The sequence below is a fragment of the Afipia felis ATCC 53690 genome (genome assembly GCF_000314735.2).
Taxonomy (GTDB): Bacteria; Pseudomonadota; Alphaproteobacteria; order Rhizobiales; family Xanthobacteraceae; genus Afipia; species Afipia felis.
The window spans coordinates 1,606,724-1,625,992 of the sequence record NZ_KB375270.1 but is presented as its reverse complement, the minus strand read 5'-3'; the positions used below and the strand labels follow the sequence as shown (position 1 = coordinate 1,625,992).

The window sequence follows — 19,269 nt, the reverse complement described above, 5'->3', positions numbered from 1 at the left end:
GCGCGTACGTTTTCACCGACGACGCACGCAATGATAGGCCGACAAGTTTCACGGCCGCCATCACGCTTCATGAGGCCGCATGACCTCTTCGGATATCGTCATGGACCGTACGGCTGGTGAGGCCGGTCTGGCTGCTCGTCGTCCAGACACGGTTGTCTGGGCCGTCGTGGCCGGAATGGCGTGGCTCCTCGCCGCGATGTTGTGGAAGACCGGACTCAGTCTGGATACTGCCAGCAATCCGGCGCTGTTGATTGTCGCAGCATGCTACGCGTTGTTGACCTGCTTCTATGTCTTCGTTCGGAAAATTCCCGTGATCGCCGACGCCCTGATCTTGTTCGGGCAGATCACGCTGATGATGATCCTCGGGTTGTTGTTGTCCTATGCGGTGTCGGCCATTCCACTTCCATATCGTGATGTGGAACTGCATGCGTTCGATCTCAGTATCGGATTTTATCGCGAAGCTTACCTGAAATTTCTCGTCGACCATCCGCGACTGCTCGGCTTTGTCTATCTGGGATATGCGTCGCTTCTGACGCAATTTGTGGTCGTGCCGTTCGCTCTGGTGTTGTCGGGTCAGGAGGAGCGATGCCGTACTTATGGCGTGGCCTATGGACTATCGCTCACTATGACCTGCATCATCGCGGCATTCGTTCCGGCGACAAATGCGTTAGTCCACGTCGATCTGCCGACGATCGGATATGGTGAACTCTCACTGCGTGTGGAGAGCTATTTCCCTACGCTCGAAGCTTTGCGCACAGGTGTCCAGAAATTCATTCCGTTGTGCGATTTCGAAGGGTTGATCTCGTTTCCGAGTTTCCACACGGTGAGCGCGATACTCTACGCTTGGGCGCTCTGGCCGCTCGCGCGTCTGCGCTGGCTCAGCGTTCCGCTCAATCTGCTGATGATTCTCGGCACGCCGGGCTTCGGCGCTCACTACATCGTGGATGTGATTGCCGGCGTGGTCGTCGCGATTCTGTCGATCATTGTGGCTGCTCATATCCGCGGCCGGCAATCGAGCTTTGGCCAAGTCAGGCCGTAACAAAAATCCGCGTGCGCAACCGCGCGCGGCCGGAGCGGCCGATCTTCGACAGCAATTTCGATTCTGCGCCGCGCGCGCCCGGTGCGTAACCGCCGAGCCGGTCGTAATGATCGCGTGCGATCAGCAGACCCTGATTGGCGGAAGGGCCGATGACGGCGCGGGCGATCTGCCGCATGGCGGAGCCGATGCCGCCTTCAGCGTAGGGCGAGCGGGCGTAGCGGAACACAGCGGCACGGTGGCGGCCGCTGATGCTCACGCTTTCGATGAACTGCGCGGTCTCGTCGATCCAACCGGATTCGAGCACGGCGCCCGCATGCAGGAACATCAGCCAGGAGCCGCGCGTGAGTTTGACGCTCGCTGCGATGGCATCAGCGCGCGAACCATCGAATGCGAGAAAGCGACAGCCCGCGACATCAGCGACGCGGGCGATGTCACCGTTGCCGCCGCCGCGATCGACCAGCACGACGTCGCGTACCATGCCCGCGGCCGAGCCCGGCACCAGCGCCGCGAGCGTGGCGACGGTCTCGGCTTCGTTGCCTCGCGTCGGAATGACGATGCTGATCATCGGGCGCGCTCCGTCGTCAAAAGAAACGACGTTGCCTTAGCATCTCATGCGCAGGCAAAGAACCCCACGCCATGCAAGATACATCGCGCGGAAGTGCATGTGAAACGGGACAGTGCGACGTCTCGCTCCGGCTCGTTGGAGATCAGGTGCCTAAAAACTCACCAGCGATCGCCGGAGCTGTAGTAGCCACGATGATAGAGCGGGCCTTCATAGCGGTTATAGGCCATACCGAACGCGGCTGATGGGCCTCCGATATAGCCGTAACTGTCTTCGTCCCCGCGTGGGTTGCTCACGCAGGAGCCGCCGACTCCCTGTGCAGATGCCTGACAGGCTCCGAAACTGTAGAAACTGCACGATTGATAGGTGTTCGGGCTGTCGGTGTCGGTCAGACAGACGGTTCCGGCGTTCGCGGGCGCGCTGCTGAACGAGGTGATGCTCGCGGTTGCCAGACCGAGGGCTGCTGCTGTCAGAAGATACGTCTTCATCGAATCCTCCTCATGAATTTTGCCCCGCCGACAACGCCGCGCTCCGATGCGAGGTCCATTGGGGATGTTATAAAAAATGTTCTTGTTTTGTTCTAAATGACGATTATCCTTTGAGTATGAACAGGGCCATACCATCCGAGCCACTTCCGCAGCTTTCCGCCGCTCCGGCGGCGGGCCTTTCTGGTTTCACCGAGATCGGTGTCGCCATTGATGTCGCGCGCCGCCGCGGCCGGGGCGCGCAGACCAATGCCAGCGGGCGATATGAACGAGAGGCGCGCGCTGCGTTCGATGACGGTTGGCAGAGCCTCGACGAGCTGCCGCCGTTCAAGACCACGGTCGGGCTCGACACCGCCCGCAAGGTGATCTCGCGCAATGACTCGCCGGACATCGGTTTCGATCGTTCGATCAACCCCTATCGCGGTTGCGAGCATGGCTGCGTGTACTGCTACGCGCGGCCGACCCACGCCTATCTCGGCCTGTCGCCAGGCCTCGATTTCGAGAGCAGGCTTTTCATGAAGCCGGATGCCCCCGCGCTTCTTGAAAAGGAACTGACGGTGCCGGGCTACGAGCCGCGCACCATGGCGATCGGCACCAACACTGATCCGTACCAGCCGATCGAGCGCGAGCACAAAATTATGCGCGGCATTCTTGAAGTGCTGGAAAAGACCGGTCATCCGGTCGGTATCGTCACCAAGTCAGCGCTGGTGACGCGCGACATCGACATCCTTGCGCGGATGGCGGAGAAGGGCCTCGCCAAGGTAGCGATCTCGGTGACCTCGCTCGATCCGAAACTCGCGCGCACCATGGAGCCGCGTGCCTCGACGCCGCCGAGGCGGCTGGAGGCGTTGCGGCAATTGTCCGCTGCCGGCATTCCGACCGTGGTGATGACGGCGCCGCTCATTCCCGCGCTCAACGATTCCGAGATGGAGCGCATTCTCGATGCTGCTGCCCATGCTGGGGTGAAGGAGGCGAACTACACGCTGTTGCGGCTGCCGCTTGAGGTGCGCGACCTGTTCCGCGAATGGCTGATCGCGAATTATCCCGACCGTTACCGTCACGTCTTCACGCTGATCCGCGATATGCGTGGCGGCAAGGACTATGACTCACAATGGGGCACGCGGATGAAGGGTACCGGCCCGATGGCATGGATGATCGGCCGCCGCTTCGAGATTGCCTGCGAGCGGCTCGGGCTCAACCGCAAGCGGGTGAAACTCTCCACGTCGCATTTCGTGCAGCCGGCGAAAAGCGAGGAGCAACTGGATCTGTTCTGATGGCAATGAGGGGTGGGTCAATGAGTGATGTGTTGCCGAAACCGGTCGCCAGATTCACGGTTCTGACGCTGGGCGTCGGCGATATGAGCAGGAGCATCGCGTTCTATGAGGCGCTGGGATTTGCACGAAAGCTGCGGGCAACCGGCGAGGAGGTCGCGTTCTTCGATACCGGCGGTGCCGTGCTTGCACTGTATCCGTGGGACAAACTCGCGCGAGACGCGACGCTTCCTGACGAGCCGCGGCCTTTGGCGTTTCGTGGTTCGACACTGGCATGGAATTGCGGGAGCGAACAGGAGGTGGATGCGGTCCTTGCATTCGCGCTGGTGCGAGGCGCCACCTTGCTGAAGGCAGCGCACCGGACTGATTATGGGGGGGGGTATTCCGGTTATTTCGCCGATCCCGACGGACATCCTTGGGAGGTCGTGGTGGCGCCCGGCATCGAGGTCGGCGACGACAACCTCGTTCATCTGGCGGATTGAATAGCGGGGATTTCCGGTTGCGTGGGCGCGCCTCAGCCCGCAAACATCGCTGCATGAGTCGCGACAAGACATCATCGGTTCCACGTGCGCCAAAAAATGCGCGGAGCGCTACTGCAGCAACACGGCCGAGCTTTCGCCGCGAGCGCGCTTTGCTGAAGCAGGGCATCTGGCCGGTAGCTGGTTGCGACGAGGTGGGGCGGGGTCCGCTCGCGGGGCCGGTGGTCGCCGCCGCCGTTATTCTTGACCCAGATCGTATTCCGAAGGGCATCGACGATTCCAAGCGACTCGATGCGGAGGAGCGCGAAGCCCTGTTCGAGCAGATCTGCGCGACCGCGATGGTGTCGGTCGCCGCCGCACCGCCGTGGCGGATCGATCGCGACAACATTTTGCGCGCCTCACTGTGGGCACTGGCGCGCGCGGTGCAGGGGCTACCGCAGGCACCGCGTCATGTCTTCGTCGACGGCCGCGATAAGATCACGGTGCCGTGCGACTGCGAGCCGGTGATCGGCGGCGATGGCCTGCTGCTGTCGATCGGCGCGGCCTCGATCGTGGCGAAGGTCACGCGTGACCGTCTGATGTGCCGGCTGGCCCAGATCCATCCAGAATACGGCTTCGATTCGCATATGGGTTATGGCGTGCCCCGGCATCTGGCGGCACTCAAAGAGCATGGCCCGACGCCGCATCATCGGCGGCATTTCGCCCCCGTGGCAGCGGCGCATGCGAGGCTCAACGGCACGACGCTGCCGTCCGACACGTCTTTGCTTGAAGTGACCGAAACGGTGATCGTGGCGGAGGAGGCGGCCGTTCAGGTTGCCTGATCGGACGCAGCCCTTTATCAAGCGCTGAACGGTCTTTTTGCCCTCCCGCCCCGGTTCGCCCGCGCGATGCGCTTTACCTCCCTGATCGTCGAACTCGTCCGCGCCAAGCCGCGCTGGATTTTCTGGAGTGCCGTGCTTGCGCTCGCGCTGGTGTGGCTGATCCTGCCTGCGGCGCTCTATCTCAGCCCGCCCGGCGAAGTGCCCACCGCGCTGGCTTTCGGCCGCGAATATCAGGTCGGAACGACAATGGGCCCGCCGCTGTCGTTCTGGCTTGCCGACGTCGCGTTCCGTGCGGTGGGTGGTTACGCCTTCGGCGTCTATCTGCTGGCGCAGATCTGTTTCGTAGTGATGATGGCGGCTCTGTTCACGCTCGCGCGTGCTCTGGTCGGCGCGCAGCAGGGCGTGCTCGCGGCATTGCTCACGCTTGCGATTGCTGCCTTCAGCTATCCGGGGCTGGAATTCGGTCCCGACACCCTCGCGCGGCCGCTCTGGGCGCTCACGCTGCTGCATGCATGGCGGGTAATCGGAGAGAGGCAGCGCGGCGCATGGTTCGCGTTGTCGATCGAAATCGGGCTTCTGTTCCTCACTACGGTCATGGCGCCGGTTCTGTTGCTGCTGCTCCTGTTGTTTGCGCTTGCGACTGCGCGGGGCCGCGCTGCGCTGCGCTCGATTGATCCGCTGTTCGGGCTGCTCGTGATCGCGGTCATCGCGCTGCCTTATATGATCTGGCTCGCGCGCAGCGGCACCGCCTTCCCGCATCCGACGTTCACTTCGGTGGGGACCTATGCGCAGCAGTCAGGCAAACTGTTCGGCGCGCTTCTGTTATCGGCGCTCGGCGTCGTCGCGCTGATCGTCGCGAACACGCGCGTCTTCGAGCCCAAGGCAGAAAACTGGCGAGAAGATGCGCCCGCGATCTTCCGTCCGCCGGTCGATCCATTGGCGCGTCCTTTCGTGGTCTTCTTCGGCGTGGTGCCTCCGCTGCTGTTCACGCTCGCGTCTCCCGCTTTCGGGCTCGATCATGTTGCAGGCGGCGAGGGCGTGGCGCTGCTGCTGATCGGCCTTCTCGCCGTCATCATGGGCGGCGACCTGATTTATCTGCGCCGTCAGCAGGTGCTGCGTACGATCTGGCTGGTGGCCATGGCAGTACCGGTGATCGTGGTTCTGGCGACAGTGCTAGTGCAGCCCTGGATCGATACGGACGAAGTGCAGACGTCGCTGCCCGCGCGCGCGATGGGAAAATTCTTCGCCGACAATTACAGGCTGCGGACCGATCGTCCGCTGCCCGTTGTCGCCGGCGACCCGCAGATCGCATCGCTGATCGGGCTCGGCGCGCCGTCGCGGCCGCGGGTGCTGTTCTCTGATCTTCCCGGCAAGACGCCGTGGATCGACGCTGACACCGTCAACACCGGTGGTGGACTTGTCGTCTGGCGTGCGCACGACACCGTCGGCGCACCGCCCGAGGACATTGCGAAGACATTCCCCGGCCTTGTCGCCGAAGTGCCGCGGACTTTCGATCGCCTGATCGAGGGGCAGCTCGAGCCGTTGCGTATCGGCTGGGGTGTGGTGCGTCCGCGCGCGGGGAAATAGCGACTTCTTCTTTTATCATTGCGGGCGAAGCAATCCGGGTAGGGTAGGAATCACCCGGATCGCTTCGCCGCGCGCATCCGCAGGATGCAGCCGCGCGCTGCGACGCTGCGGACGAACTTTTAGAAACCAGCGACAGCGCCGTTGCTGCGCGGGTCGCTGCCGCCTTCGAACACGCCGTTGGAATCGCGCGCGATGCCGCCGGCGTGGCCGACGATCTCATCGAAGTCTTCGACCATCTCGACCTCGTGGCCGAGCGCTTCGAGCTTGCGGCGGGTTTCCTCGGGGAAGCGGCCTTCGAGCTTGAGGCTGTCGGTATCATCGCCCCATGTGCGACCGAGCAGCCAGCGCGGTGCGGTGATCGCTGCCTGCATGGTTTCATTGTAGACGGCGTAGCGCGTAAACACGGCGGCCTGCGTCTGCGGCTGGCCATCGCCGCCCATCGTGCCGTAGACCATCACCCGGCCGTCGTTCAGCCGCGCGAGTGCCGGATTGAGCGTGTGGAACGGCTTCTTGTTCGGTAGCAGTGCGTTGATGTGCTGTGGGTCGAGCGAGAACGAGCAGCCGCGGTTCTGCCAGTTGAGACCAGTCTCCGGCAGCACGAGGCCACTGCCGTACTCGTGATAGATGCTCTGGATGAACGACACCGCGCGTCCTTCGCCGTCGATGACACCCATCCACACCGTGTCGGCTGGACCCTTGCCCTTGCCCCACGGCAGTGCCTTGTCCATGCGGATGGCTGCGCGCAGCTTGTCGAGATGTTCGGGCGCGAGGAACGACTGCGGATCGGCCTTCATGTAATCGAGATCGGTGATGTGGTTGTCGCGGATCATGAAGGCCTGCTTGGTCGCCTCCACCACACAATGGATGTATTCCGCGCTTTCCGGCCCGAAGCGCTTGATGTCGAGGCGGTCGAGCAGGCCGAGGATGATGAGCGAGACGAGACCCTGCGTTGGTGGCGTCATATTGTAGACTTGGCCGAGGCTGTGTTCGAGCACGAGCGGCTTGCGCACCGTTGCACGATACTTCGCGAGATCCTCCGCCGACACCGGACTGCCGAGCGCCTTCAGATCTTTCGCGATGCTCGCGGCGAGGCGACCACGATAGAAGCTGTCGAGGCCGTCCTCGGCGAGCGCGCGCAGCGTTTTGCCGAGTTGGGGCAGGCGCATGCGTTCGCCGGCTTCCGGCACCTTGCCGTTGATCAGGAAAGTGTCGGCAAAGCCCGGAAGAGGCTTCAGTTCAGCAAGCTTCTTGGCAGTGGTGACGCTTTGCGAACGCGTCACGGCGATGCCGTCTTCGGCGTAGAAGATTGCGTTATCCAACAGGCGCCCGAGCGGTAGGCGACCGCCCCATTCCTTGCTGATGTCGAGCGCGGCCTGCCAGCCGCCGATGGTGCCGGCAACGGTGTTGGCGGAGTCCGGTCCGCGCGAGGGAATAGTCGCGCAGCCTTTGGCCGAATAGTAGTCGCAGGAAACGCTGCTCGCCGCCGCGCCGCAGGCCTCGATGGCCACCACGGGCTTGCCGGGGCAGGAGATGGTCCAGAAGCCGTCGCCGCCGATGCTGTTCATGTGCGGATAGACGACCGCGATGGTGGACGCTGCGGCGACCATGGCCTCGATGGCGTTGCCGCCTGCCCGCAGGACGTCGACCGCAGCCTGTGCGGCCAATGAGTGAGGGGCAACGGCCATGCCGCGGGTGGAGCGAACGGTCTGGAGCATTTTTGAACTCGATATCCTTCGGGTGGGAGAAACGCCGGGGCGCATATAGCGCCCCGGCAGGTGTTTGTCAGGCAGTGCCGCGGGCTGCCAACGTGGCGTTGCCGGTGGCATTCTGTCGCCGGTGGCTGGTGCGCATCGGCTTGAGAACGAGGAGCGCCAGGATCGCGGTGAGGAAGTTCATCACGATCACGACACCGAACACCACGTTCCACGAATTGGTGATCTGATGCAGTTCGGCAGCGAGCGGTCCGCCAAGCACGGAGCCGACGCCCTGCGCCATGTACAGGAAGCCATAATTCGTGGTGGCGTTCTTGGTGCCGAACGTGTCGGTCAACGTCGAGGGGAACAGCGAGAAGATTTCACCCCAGCCGAAGAACACCACACCCGATAGCAGCACGAAGGTCAGCGGGTGGTGCGCGTAGATCAGCCAGATGGTCATCGCGATGCCTTCCATGCCGAAGGCGATGAACATCGTGTTTTCGCGGCCGATCTTGTCCGAGACCCAGCCGAAGAACGGTCGTGTCAGACCGTTGGTGAAACGGTCGATCGTCAATGCGAGCGGCAGCGCCGCAAGGCCGAACACCAGCGCGTCCTTGACGCCGAAGTCCTTGGCGAAGGCGCCCATCTGCGAGATCACCATTAGACCGGAGGTCGACATCATGGTCATCATGACGAACATTAGCCAGAAGATCGGGCTGCGCAGCATTTCGCGCGGCGCGTAGTCGCGGGTTTCCTGCACGAGACCATGCGCCTGCGCATCGGCCGCGACGTGCGGCGTACCCTTGTCGGGGCGACGCATGCCGAGTGCAGCGAGAACGCCGACAACGCCGATGATGATGCCGAAGGTCATGAGCGTGCTCGACAAGCCATTCGCCTTGACGCTGCTGGAGATCGGGAATGTGGTCAGGATTGCGCCGAAGCCGTAGCCCGCAGCGACGAGGCCCGCGGCAAGGCCACGCTTGTCGGGAAACCACTGCACCATCATGCCGACCACGCCGACGTAGATGATGCCAGTACCGATACCGCCGAGCACGCCATAGGTAATATAGAGGCCGAGCAGGCTCGAGGTGTTCGCCGCGAGGACCCAGCTCAAGCCGGTGAGAGCGGCGCCGAAAGACAACAGCAGGCGCGGGCCGAAGCGGTCGACAAGGTAGCCCTGTGCCGGCGACAGGAACGTCTGCAGCATGATGAGCAGCGAGAACGTGACCTGGATTTCCGCGAGCGGTGCGTTGAGTTTTTCCGTCAGCGGGCCAGTGAACAGGGCCCAAACATATTGCGGGCTGGAGATCGCCATCATCGCGATCATGCCGAGTAACAACTGAAACCATCGCGAGGATGGCGTCGTTGCAGCCGGTGCGTTCGTAGTCGTCATTTTACCGCTCCCTTGTTTGTGAATGGGTCGTTTCCGCTGGGCCTTGTTTTCTTGTTCTGTTATGTTTCTGATATGTCAGAGACATACGATTATGCCAGAAAGGAAACAACAAACAAGGCCTTTGCGGGCCGGACGCCGGAAGCGTCCGGCGGACATCCACAGCGTTCCAAGCAGGAAGCAGGCCAATGCGTCGTGACGCGGCGTTGAACGTTTGTCGGAGAAGCCTTAAGCGTGCATCCGCTCAGAGGATGACGCGGACGGCTGTGAACCCGCGAGGGCTATTCGCCCGGCGGGATGTGCGCTTCGCACTGTCCCGTCTATCTTTTTTCACCAGCGGTGAGCGCGCGCATTTATGATGCAGCCCATGAGTCTTCCCGAAGTTTCCGATAATGACGACGAGCCGCAGTCGCGGATCGCCTATCGCTTGATCGAGGCGATGATCGTCACACACGAGCTGCCGCCCGGTTCACGCATTTCCGAGGCAACCCTGAGCGCCAAGCTCGGTATCGGCCGCACGCCGATCCGCGAGGCGCTGCAGCGGTTGTCGTTCGAAGGGACGGTGCGGATCGTGCCGCGTTCCGGCGCATTCGTGTCGGAGATCGATCTCGTCGATCAGCTCGCGATGATCGAAGTCCGCAAGGGCATCGAGAACGTGCTGGCGGGTCGCGCGGCGCGCTTCGCGGGCGAGGCCGAACGCAAGCGCTTCCGCGAACTGGCGTTGATGTTCGAGAAATCCGCCGCCACCAACAACGGACATATCTTCGTCGAGGCTGACCGCGAATTCAATTCGCTGATCGTCGCGACAGCGCGCAACAAATACGCCGCCCAGGCGATCACGCCGATCGAGGCGCAGACCCGGCGCTTCTGGTACGTGCATTTCAAGCAGTTCGGCGATCTGCAGCGCGTCTGTACGCTGCATGCTTTCGTCGCGCGGCGGATCGCCGAGAACGACGAGGCCGGCGCGCGCGAGGGTTCCGACAAGATCGTGGACTACGCCGAGGAATACACCCGCAAGACGCTGATGTTCTTCGGCATGGGCTGACGTCGACTAAGCCTGCCTAAAGAGAAGGCGCGCGCTTGCGCATCAAGTGAGCAAGGCCGAGGCAGATGAGGCCGATCGTGACCGGTGGAAACACCACCGCATTGACGACGTTCCAGCCGTAATCGGCGAGCAGTTGGCCCGAGGCGAACGAGCCGACCGCCATCATCCCGAAAATCAGGAAATCGTTGAACGCCTGTACCTTGTTGCGTTCCTCCGGCCGATGGGTCTGCACCACCAGCGCGGATGCACCGATGAAGCCGAAATTCCACCCCAGTCCGAGCACGATCAGCATCACCCAGAAATGCATCGGCGTGATGCCCGACATGCCGATCGTCGCTGCGGTCGCTTCGAGCGCGAGCCCGATCGCCACGATCACCGGCGCGCCGAAACGCGCGATCAGCGAGCCCGTGAAGAAGCTCGGCCCGTACATCGCAACGATATGCCACTGGATGCCGAAATTGGAATCGCTGATCGGCAGCCCGCACAGCCGCATCGCCAGCGGTGCGGAAGTCATCACCAGATTCATCATGGTGTAGGCGACAGTGCCGCACAGCGCGGCGGCGATGAAATCGCGCTGGCCGATGATCTCGAACAGCGGACGGCCGCGATGAATATCCGCCGCCGCAGGGCGGGGTGCATCCACGGTGGACAGAACCGCCATCGCCACCAGCGCGACGACTGCCTGAATGGCGAAGCTTGCCGCGAACAAATGCGGCGACCAGACATCCATCGTCCATTGCACAAGCTGAGGACCGAGTACGCCCGCGAACACGCCGCCGGCCAGCACCCACGAGATCGCCTTCGGGCGGAAGGCCGCGCTTGCGCCATCGGCGGCCGCGAAGCGATAGGATTGGGAGACCGAGCCGTACAATCCGCCACAGAAGGTGGCGGCGCAGAACAGCGGGAACGACTGCATAATGATTGCGATTGCGGCGAGCGCGCCGCAGAGCGCGCCGAAGCCGGAGCCGATCATAAAGGCGACGCGGCGGCCATAGGTGCGGGACACCCATCCGGTCGGCAGCGTGCCCGTCGCCATGCCGACCACGAAAACCGTCACCGGCAATGTCGCGAGCGACAGGCTTGGCGCGATCGAGGCGCCGACAATGGCCGCAGTTGCGAAGACCACGGCATTGTTCGCGCCGGTCAGCGCCTGGGCGATGGCCAGCCGCGCAACATTGGCGCGGGCCTTTCGGTCGTCATGAACTTCGGCGGCGATGGCTGTCATCTTCATTCCGGCACTGCATGGAGAAAGTTTTTCTCGCATGTTCGGCCGAAACAGAACAGCCATCCTCCAGTGAAGACCCCCTATGCATTTTCGCCGAGGGGGCCGTCGCTTTCGATCATACGAAAATGCCGCCGGAGACTTCGATGCGCTGGCCATTGACCCAGCGGTTGTCGTCCGACAGGAGCGAGGCGATCATCGGCCCGATATCGTCCGGCAGCCCCGCACGGCCGAGCGGCGTCGCGCTTGCGACCTGACGGTTGGCTTCAGCGTCGTCGCGGACATGGCCGCCGCCGAAATCGGTCTCGATCGCACCGGGCGCGACCGTGTTGGCGGTGATGCGGCGCGGACCGAGTTCCCTTGCGAGGTAATGCGTCAGCACCTCGATGGCACCCTTCATTGCGCCGTAGGCGGAAAAGCCCGGTAGGCTGAAGCGGGCAAGGCCGCTGGAGAGGTTGATGATGCGTCCGCCGTCGGCGATCAGCGGCAGCAGCGTCTGGGTCAGGAAGTACACGCCCTTGAAATGGATGTTCATCAGCCGGTCGAAATCGGCCTCGGTGGTTTCCGCGAACGGCCTGTTGAGGCCGATGCCAGCGTTGTTCACGAGGTAATCGAACTGCGACGCCCCCCAATTGTCTTTGAGTGCGGTCTTCAGCCGCGTTGCAAAGTCCGGGAAGGTTTTGATCGCGCCGGTGTCGAGCTGCAACGCTGCAGCGTTGCGGCCGAGCTTTTTGATCGCGGCAACGGTGGCGTCGGCTTCTACCTGATTTGAGTGATAGGTAATGATAACGTCCACGCCCCGGCGCGCCAGGCTGAGCGCGGTGTTGTGGCCGAGCCCGCGGCTGCCTCCGGTGACGAGTGCGATCTTTGTCGTTGAATGTTCGGTATTTTCTGCGGCCATGAAGGTCCCCTGAGGTTTGACGACCTCCATGTAGGTTTATCCACCAGCAGGCAAAGTGCCGTAGCTTCAAGTTTTATTGTCTGAGGTTGAGGTTCGTTCGGTCAGAAGCTGGCGTCTTGGACGTCCGAAGTCACGGGCGTCTGAAAAAGACAAGATAAAGGGCGGCGAACACCAGAACGATGCCGACATTCACCATCAGGCGTTCCCAGAAGCGATTCCTGAAGAACATAATGTCCACGCCGACGATGATGGCCACCATGGCCGCCACCCAAAGAGCCGACACCACGTATCTGCTCATTTCCATCGCCTCTCGGGCGTTCCGGATTCTATTTGGCACCCGCCGCCAGCGCGGCCTGAATGGTGCGCAGATCCTTCCACGTCATCCGCTTGTAGATTGGCTGGCGCAGCAGATAAGCGGGGTGGAATGTCGCCATCGCGCGGATGGTGCGCGTGCCGGTGTTGTAATCGAACCAGCGACCGCGCGTTTTCATGATGCCGTCCTTGAGGTCGAGGACCGCTTGCGATGACGGCTTGCCGAGACAGACCAGAACGTCCGGATCGACAAGCTCGATCTGTCGCTTGATGAAAGGCAGGCACATCTGCGTTTCATGAGGGGAGGGATCGCGGTTGCCCGGCGGTCGCCACGGAATAACGTTGGCGATGTAGGCGCCGGTGCGGTCGAGCCCGATCGAGGCGAGCATCAGGTCGAGCAGCTTGCCCGAACGGCCGATGAAGGGAATGCCCTGAAGATCCTCGTCGCGGCCGGGCGCTTCGCCGACGAGCATGACACGCGCCTGCGGATTGCCATCGCCGAACACCAGCTTCGTCGCGGTGGCTTTCAGTGCACAGCCGTCAAACTGTTCGAGCAGGCCCCGCAACTCGTCCAGCGTCTTTGCCTTCGGAGCAAGTTCGCGCGCTGATTCGATGGCGGCATCGGGCGCGGGCGCGAGATCTGGTTGCGGTGCAACGAGAGGCGCGGCGGGTACTGCCGTCAATGGCGCGATGCGCCGTGGCGCGGGCGCAGGTTCCGGCTCGCTCTCCGACAGGCGGTCGGATGGCTCCTCAGCCAGCGCGCAATCAACCCCGGCTTCCAGATAGAAAGCCAGCAATTCATGCGGAGTCGGAGGGCGCTCGGTGATCATGGGCGACAATGTAAAGCGTCCGGGCCGGGAATGAGAGTCCCGATTTGCCGTTCCACAAAACGGATTTTGGAGCGCGCACAGCAGCAATGAATTTCGGCAGGGTTGTCCTGCTTGTGAAAATCGTACAAGGCTTTTTTAGATTCATTCCATCCACGCCCAGCAGGACCAGCCGAGCCCCACATGAGCGAAGAGCCGCAGCCCCGCGACTCCATGGAATTCGATGTCGTCATCGTCGGCGCAGGCCCCGCAGGGCTTAGCGCGGCGATCCGTCTCAAGCAGGTCGATCCCACGCTTAATGTGGTGGTGATCGAAAAAGGCTCCGAGGTCGGCGCGCACATTCTCTCAGGCGCGGTGATCGATCCAGCCGGTCTCGACGATCTCGTTCCCGAATGGCGCGATGATGAGGATTGCCCCCTCAAGACCCGCGTGACCACCGACCGTTTCGCCTGGATGACGGCGGGCAGCGAGATCACGCTACCTAATGTCCTGATGCCGCCGCTGATGAACAATCATCATTGTTACATCGGCTCGCTCGGCGATCTGTGCCGCTGGCTCGGCGCGCGCGCCGAGGCGCTGGGCGTAGAAATCTATCCGGGATTTGCTGCGACCGAAATCGTCTATGGCGAAGCGGGCGAGGTGCGCGGCGTCGCCACCGGCGACATGGGCATTGCGCGCGATGGCTCGCACAAGGCCTCGTTCACGCGCGGCATGGAGCTGCTCGGCAAGTACACGCTGTTTGCCGAAGGCGCGCGTGGCAGCCTGACGAAGCAACTGATCGCGCATTACGATCTCGCGAAGGATCGCGAGCCGCCGAAATTCGGCATCGGGCTCAAGGAAGTCTGGCAGATCGACAAGGCGAAGCATCAGCCCGGTCTGGTACGCCATTCGTTCGGCTGGCCGCTCGACAGCAAGACCGGCGGCGGCTCATTCCTCTATCACTACGGCGAGAATCTCGTCGCCATCGGTTTCGTGGTCCATCTCAATTACGACGATCCGTATCTGTCGCCGTTCGAGGAATTCCAGCGCTTCAAGACCCATCCCGCGATCCGTCCGGTGCTGGAAGGCGGCAAGCGGTTGTCTTACGGCGCGCGCGCGATTACCGAAGGCGGCTATCAGTCGGTGCCGAAGCTTTCATTTCCGGGCGGTGCGTTGATCGGCTGCGCGGCGGGTTTCGTCAATGTGCCGCGGATCAAGGGCGTTCACAACGCGATGCGTAGCGGCATGATCGCTGCGCGTCATGTGGCGGCGGCGCTCTCTGACGGCCGCGCCAACGACGAGTTGGCGGCTTATGAGGAGGGCTGGCGGGAGTCGTCAGTCGGACGCGATCTGTTCCGCGTCCGCAACGTCAAGCCATTGTGGTCGAAGTTCGGCACCGTGCTCGGCGTGGCACTTGGCGGCATCGACATGTGGATGCAGACGCTGCTGGGCCTCTCGCCGTTCGGAACGCTGTCGCACGGCAAGACCGATAGCGCATCGCTGCGCTCCGCGAGTGCATGCCAGCCGCGTCCCGCGCCGAAGCCGGACGGGCAGGTGACGTTCGACAGATTGTCGTCGGTGTTCCTGTCCAACACCAATCATGAGGAGGACCAGCCGGTCCATCTCAAGGTGCTCGACATGGCGCTGCAGAAATCGTCCGAGCATGACGTCTTCGCCGGGCCCTCGAACCGCTACTGCCCGGCCGGCGTCTATGAATGGCTCGAGGCGCCGGACGGTCCGCGCTTCCAGATCAATGCGCAGAACTGCGTCCATTGCAAAACCTGCGACATCAAGGACCCGAACGGAAACATCGTCTGGGTGCCGCCGGAAGGCGGCGGCGGGCCGAACTATCAGGGCATGTGAGCGGCCGACGATGCTTGCGAACACGGGACGGGTTTGAGCTGACATGCATGACGTGACTTCCTTCGGGCTCACCGCCCTGATCCTGTTCGGCGCCTATACGCTGTTCGGCATTACCGGTTTCGGCCAGAGCATGATCGCGATGCCGTTTCTGGCGATGGTCGCCTCGCTGCGGTTCTTCGTGCCGCTGGTGGCTTTGCTCGACGCGGTGTTCGTGGTCTGGAACGCGGCCAAGTTCCGTCAGCATGCCAACTACCCGGAACTGATCGCGCTGTTGCCGACCACCATCCTCGGCATGATCGGCGGCGCGACCATGCTGCTGCTTCTTCCCGAGCGGATTCTACTGCTCACGCTCGGCGTGCTCATCACCGCTTACGGCATCTATCGTTTGCTGGCGAAGCAGCAGACCGGGAAGCTGAACAAGTTCGTCGCGGTGCCGCTCGGTCTTCTGGCAGGAGCGCTGACGGCGACCTTCGGGACCGGCGGTCCGATCTATGTCGCCTATCTCTCCGGCCGCATCTTCGACAAGAGCGAGTTGCGCGCGACTATCCTCGGTTTGCTGCTGCTGACGACGCTGCTGCGTCTCGGCATTTTCGCCGTTGGCGGATTGTACAACAACAGCCATATCTGGCTGTGGGCGGCCATGCTGTTGTCGGTTGCCTTCCTTGGCGTGAAGCTCGGCCATTATCTTCACGACAGATTGAAGAGCGAGAGTCTGCTCACTCTTGTCTACCTGACCCTGGTGTTGTCCGGGCTGCTGCTCATCATCAAGAACTTCTGAGGCGCAGTCTCGGGTTGCACGGTGCTCCGGGCAGGGACCGGCACAGTTTCGCCATTTTAGGGGACGCCACGATACGGCCATGTTTGCTGGAACGCTCCAAAGGAGCTTTCCGAATCCTTGCGGATGGCATGCAAACGGGCCATTGTGCGGTGCCCTGAGCCGCCCGGGCGGCCTTGCGTTTTCAACCCATCCTGACGGAGACGGTGCGCGTGAATTCCTCAACTCGTTCTTCTCGCGCGGCGCTTGCCGCCGCGCTGGCGGCGGCAATGATCGTCGCGCCGGTTGCGTCATCCGCCTTCGCTGAAACCGCGCCCACGATCGATAACGGTTTGTCCGCTTATCCGACTGCGCGCGACCTGCAGGGCTTGAGCCCGGCAGGCAGCTATCTTGCCGCGCGTCATGCCAGCGCTGATCGCGATGCCGGCGTTGCCGCATCGTTCTATCGTGCCGCGCTTCGCGTCGATCCGAAGAACCCTGATCTTCTCGACCGCGCCTTCATTTCCTCCGTCGCCGACGGCGAGATGGACGAAGCGGTGAAGCTCGCGGGCAAGATTCTCGCGATCGACAAGACCAACCGCGTGGCGCGGCTGGTCGAAGGCGTTCATGCGCTCAAGCTGAAGCGCTATTCGGCGGCCCAGCAGAACTTCAATCAGTCGGTGCGCGGCCCGATCACCGATCTCGTCGCGACGCTGCTGGCGAGCTACGCGATGCAGGGTGCAGGCAACACCTCCGCCGCGCTTGCCAACATCGACAAGCTCACGGGTCCGGAGTGGTATCCGATCTTCAAGAATCTCCATGCGGGGTTGATTGACGAACTCGCCAACCGGCAGAAGGATGCGGGCGCCCGCTTCGAGGCGGCCTACAAGCTCGACGACACTGCGTTGCGGATCGTCGACGCCTACGGTCGCTGGCTGTCGCGCAACAAGAAGGAAGCCGAGGCGGCGCAGGTGTTCGAGACCTTCGACAAGAAGGTGCCGCGCCATCCGCTGATCGTCGACGCGATGAAAGATCTGAAGGCCGGGAAGAAGCTGCCGCCGCAGATCGATACGCCGCAGTCGGGCGCTGCCGAAGCATTGTATGGTATTGGCTCCTCGCTCACGCGCCGCGGCGGCGAAGACCTTGCGCTGGTTTACCTGCAGCTTGCGCTGTATCTGCACCCGAACCATCCGCTCGCGCTGCTGTCGCTCGCCGATCTCTATGAGTCGGTGAAGAAGCCGCAGTTTGCGATCAAGGTCTACGAGCGCATGCCGGCCAATTCGCCGCTGAGGCGCAACGCGCAGATTCAGATGGCGACCGATCTCGATGCGGTGGATCGCACCGACGAGGCGCTGGCGATTCTGAAGTCGGTGACTGCGGAGGATCCGCAGGATACCGAGGCGCTGATGGCGCTCGGCAACATCGAGCGAGCGCGCAAGAAGTTCGCTGATTGCAGCGGTACTTATTCCAAGGCGATCGATGCCTCCGACGCATCGAAGCCGAACTGGGTTCTGTATTATTTCCGCGGCATCTGCGAGGAGCGCTCGAAGAACTGGCCGAAAGCGGAAGCCGATCTGAAGAAAGCGCTGGAGCTTCAGCCCGAGCAGGCCCATGTGCTGAACTATCTTGGCTATTCATGGATTGATCGCGGCACCAATCTGCCCGAGGGCATGGCGATGATTCGCCGTGCGGTCGATCAGCGTCCCGACGACGGCTACATCGTGGATTCACTCGGCTGGGCGTACTTCCGCATCGGCGACTACGCCAACGCCGTGAAGACGCTTGAGCGCGCCATCGATCTCAAGCCGGAAGATCCGACCATCAACGACCATCTCGGCGATGCCTATTGGCGTGTCGGCCGGACGCTGGAGGCGAAATATCAGTGGGCGCATGCGCGGGACCTCAAGCCCGAGGCCGAGGAACTGCCGAAGATCGAGGCGAAGATCGCCAATGGTCTGCCGGATTTGCCGACCGGCCCTGCGGCGGCGTCCAATGCCAGCGACAATGACAAGAAGAAAGACGACAAGGGCGGCTAATGTGCCGCAAAGTCGGATTTTGAACTTGGATGGCCGGGCTTGTCCCGGCCATCTGCGTCTTGGTATGGGTTTGCAAATCTGAAAGCCGGCGAGAACGCGGGCATTAACCAGAGATGGGCATGGCTTCATTCACCGAAATCGCGCGCGCCAAGGTCAATCTGACGCTGCGCGTTCTGGGCCGGCGCCCGGACGGCTATCATGATCTCGACAGCATTGCGGCTTTCGCCGATTGCGCAGACAGCTTGACGCTGGAGCCGGGCGATCTCGGCCTCACCATCACTGGGCCCGGGAGCGCGGCCTGCGGCGACACCAATGATAATCTCGTGCTCCGCGCGGCCCGGTTGCTGGCCGAGCAGGTGCCCGGACTGCGGCTCGGTCATTTCACGCTCGACAAGCATCTGCCGGTGGCAGCCGGGATCGGCGGCGGTTCGGCGGATGCTGCGGCGGCGCTACGATTGCTCGCGAAAGCCAATGGGATCGCGTTCGACGATGCGCGTCTGTTCGAGGCGGGACGCCTTGCGGGTGCGGACGTGCCGGTTTGCATCGCCTCGCATGCGTGCGTGATGGGTGGCGTCGGCGAAAATCTGACCATGCTCGATCTGCCGCCGCTGTCGTGTGTGATGGTCAATCCGCGAGTTGCAGTGGCGACCAAGGATGTCTTCAGCGCACTCGGCCTGCGCGCGGGCGAACTGCGCGTCGGCGTCGATGAAATTCTCGAAGCGGTGACGCTGCCGAAGGCAGGCGCATCGGCCGGAGAATGGATCATCCAGCTATCAGGTGGGGTCAACGATCTCGAAGCGCCAGCACTGCGCGTTCAGCCTGTGATCGGTGAAGTGCTCGCGGCCTTGCGCAAGACGGAAGGCGTGCAGTTGGCACGAATGTCGGGGTCGGGCGCAACATGCTTTGCGCTGTATGAGGACGCCGCCGCGGCAGACCGGGCCGCGCAGGTCATTGCGCTGACCCATCCGCAATGGTGGGTTCACGCGGGAACACTCGACTAGC

Annotated in this window: 18 protein-coding genes; 10 read left to right on the top strand and 8 right to left on the bottom strand. The window is 62.7% G+C overall.

From position 1 onward, the window contains the following. Nucleotides 1-79 precede the first annotated feature (79 nt). The gene (locus HMPREF9697_RS07650) at nt 80-1,039 is read left to right on the top strand and encodes a phosphatase PAP2 family protein (protein ID WP_002716610.1); all 960 of its coding nucleotides are present in this window, start codon (nt 80-82) and stop codon (nt 1,037-1,039) included. Here the strand turns inward: HMPREF9697_RS07650 and HMPREF9697_RS07645 are convergent. Both HMPREF9697_RS07645 and HMPREF9697_RS07640 read right to left on the bottom strand, forming a co-directional pair. Then, a complete protein-coding gene (locus tag HMPREF9697_RS07645; RefSeq protein WP_002716609.1) occupies nt 1,029-1,604 on the bottom strand; it encodes a glycosyltransferase family protein in 576 nt (191 codons plus the stop codon). The genes HMPREF9697_RS07650 and HMPREF9697_RS07645 overlap by 11 nt on opposite strands. Before the next feature lie 158 nt (nt 1,605-1,762). Next, nucleotides 1,763-2,089: a DUF3551 domain-containing protein gene (locus tag HMPREF9697_RS07640; protein ID WP_002716608.1), complete on the bottom strand. Its 327-nt coding sequence runs from the start codon at nt 2,087-2,089 to the stop codon at nt 1,763-1,765. Between the two features lie 116 nt (nt 2,090-2,205). Between HMPREF9697_RS07640 and HMPREF9697_RS07635 the strand changes: the two genes are divergently transcribed. The 4 genes from HMPREF9697_RS07635 to HMPREF9697_RS07620 all read left to right on the top strand — a co-directional run bounded on the left by HMPREF9697_RS07635 (nt 2,206) and on the right by HMPREF9697_RS07620 (nt 6,244). Then, nucleotides 2,206-3,360, top strand: a complete 1,155-nt coding sequence (locus HMPREF9697_RS07635; protein ID WP_002716607.1) for a PA0069 family radical SAM protein — start codon at nt 2,206-2,208, stop codon at nt 3,358-3,360. A 20-nt stretch (nt 3,361-3,380) separates the two neighbouring features. Next, on the top strand, nt 3,381-3,839 hold the full coding sequence (locus tag HMPREF9697_RS07630; protein ID WP_002716606.1) for a VOC family protein: 459 nt from the start codon (nt 3,381-3,383) through the stop codon (nt 3,837-3,839). 53 nt (nt 3,840-3,892) lie between these two features. Beyond that, a complete protein-coding gene (gene rnhB, locus HMPREF9697_RS07625; RefSeq protein WP_040307854.1) occupies nt 3,893-4,657 on the top strand; it encodes a ribonuclease HII in 765 nt (254 codons plus the stop codon). A gap of 66 nt (nt 4,658-4,723) precedes the next feature. Continuing rightward, the gene (locus tag HMPREF9697_RS07620; RefSeq protein WP_002716604.1) at nt 4,724-6,244 is read left to right on the top strand and encodes a glycosyltransferase family 39 protein; all 1,521 of its coding nucleotides are present in this window, start codon (nt 4,724-4,726) and stop codon (nt 6,242-6,244) included. A 119-nt stretch (nt 6,245-6,363) separates the two neighbouring features. Here HMPREF9697_RS07620 and HMPREF9697_RS07615 read toward each other — a convergent pair whose 3' ends face one another. Together HMPREF9697_RS07615 and oxlT are read right to left on the bottom strand one after the other, a co-directional pair. Further along, nucleotides 6,364-7,959, bottom strand: a complete 1,596-nt coding sequence (locus HMPREF9697_RS07615; protein WP_002716603.1) for a gamma-glutamyltransferase family protein — start codon at nt 7,957-7,959, stop codon at nt 6,364-6,366. 67 nt (nt 7,960-8,026) lie between these two features. After that, a complete protein-coding gene (gene oxlT / locus HMPREF9697_RS07610) occupies nt 8,027-9,331 on the bottom strand; it encodes an oxalate/formate MFS antiporter (protein WP_002716602.1) in 1,305 nt (434 codons plus the stop codon). 364 nt (nt 9,332-9,695) lie between these two features. Between oxlT and HMPREF9697_RS07605 the strand changes: the two genes are divergently transcribed. Further along, the gene (locus HMPREF9697_RS07605; protein WP_040308173.1) at nt 9,696-10,373 is read left to right on the top strand and encodes a GntR family transcriptional regulator; all 678 of its coding nucleotides are present in this window, start codon (nt 9,696-9,698) and stop codon (nt 10,371-10,373) included. 16 nt (nt 10,374-10,389) lie between these two features. On the opposite strand, the gene HMPREF9697_RS07600 is transcribed toward HMPREF9697_RS07605, so the two are convergent. The 4 genes from HMPREF9697_RS07600 to HMPREF9697_RS07590 all read right to left on the bottom strand — a co-directional run bounded on the left by HMPREF9697_RS07600 (nt 10,390) and on the right by HMPREF9697_RS07590 (nt 13,638). Continuing rightward, nucleotides 10,390-11,598: an MFS transporter gene (locus HMPREF9697_RS07600; RefSeq protein ID WP_002716600.1), complete on the bottom strand. Its 1,209-nt coding sequence runs from the start codon at nt 11,596-11,598 to the stop codon at nt 10,390-10,392. Nucleotides 11,599-11,713: 115 nt separating this feature from the next. Further along, nucleotides 11,714-12,496, bottom strand: a complete 783-nt coding sequence (locus tag HMPREF9697_RS07595) for an SDR family NAD(P)-dependent oxidoreductase (RefSeq protein WP_040308172.1) — start codon at nt 12,494-12,496, stop codon at nt 11,714-11,716. A 130-nt stretch (nt 12,497-12,626) separates the two neighbouring features. Then, complete coding sequence (locus tag HMPREF9697_RS21200) at nt 12,627-12,794, bottom strand: hypothetical protein (RefSeq protein ID WP_002716598.1); 168 nt, start codon at nt 12,792-12,794, stop codon at nt 12,627-12,629. A gap of 28 nt (nt 12,795-12,822) precedes the next feature. Continuing rightward, nucleotides 12,823-13,638 carry a uracil-DNA glycosylase gene (locus HMPREF9697_RS07590; RefSeq protein ID WP_002716597.1) on the bottom strand — a complete coding sequence of 272 codons (816 nt, stop codon included), beginning with the start codon at nt 13,636-13,638 and terminating at the stop codon, nt 12,823-12,825. Between the two features lie 180 nt (nt 13,639-13,818). Here HMPREF9697_RS07590 and HMPREF9697_RS07585 point away from each other — a divergent pair, with 180 nt between their 5' ends. The 4 genes from HMPREF9697_RS07585 (at nt 13,819) to HMPREF9697_RS07570 (ending at nt 19,268) form a co-directional block, all read left to right on the top strand. Further along, nucleotides 13,819-15,477 (top strand): electron transfer flavoprotein-ubiquinone oxidoreductase, encoded by a 1,659-nt coding sequence (locus tag HMPREF9697_RS07585; protein ID WP_002716596.1) that lies wholly within the window; start codon nt 13,819-13,821, stop codon nt 15,475-15,477. 43 nt (nt 15,478-15,520) lie between these two features. Continuing rightward, nucleotides 15,521-16,255, top strand: coding sequence for a sulfite exporter TauE/SafE family protein (locus HMPREF9697_RS07580; protein ID WP_002716595.1), 735 nt, complete (start codon nt 15,521-15,523; stop codon nt 16,253-16,255). Between the two features lie 266 nt (nt 16,256-16,521). Continuing rightward, nucleotides 16,522-18,267 carry a tetratricopeptide repeat protein gene (locus tag HMPREF9697_RS07575; protein WP_002716594.1) on the top strand — a complete coding sequence of 582 codons (1,746 nt, stop codon included), beginning with the start codon at nt 16,522-16,524 and terminating at the stop codon, nt 18,265-18,267. 119 nt (nt 18,268-18,386) lie between these two features. Then, nucleotides 18,387-19,268, top strand: coding sequence for a 4-(cytidine 5'-diphospho)-2-C-methyl-D-erythritol kinase (locus HMPREF9697_RS07570; protein WP_002716593.1), 882 nt, complete (start codon nt 18,387-18,389; stop codon nt 19,266-19,268). Nucleotide 19,269: the final 1 nt, after the last annotated feature.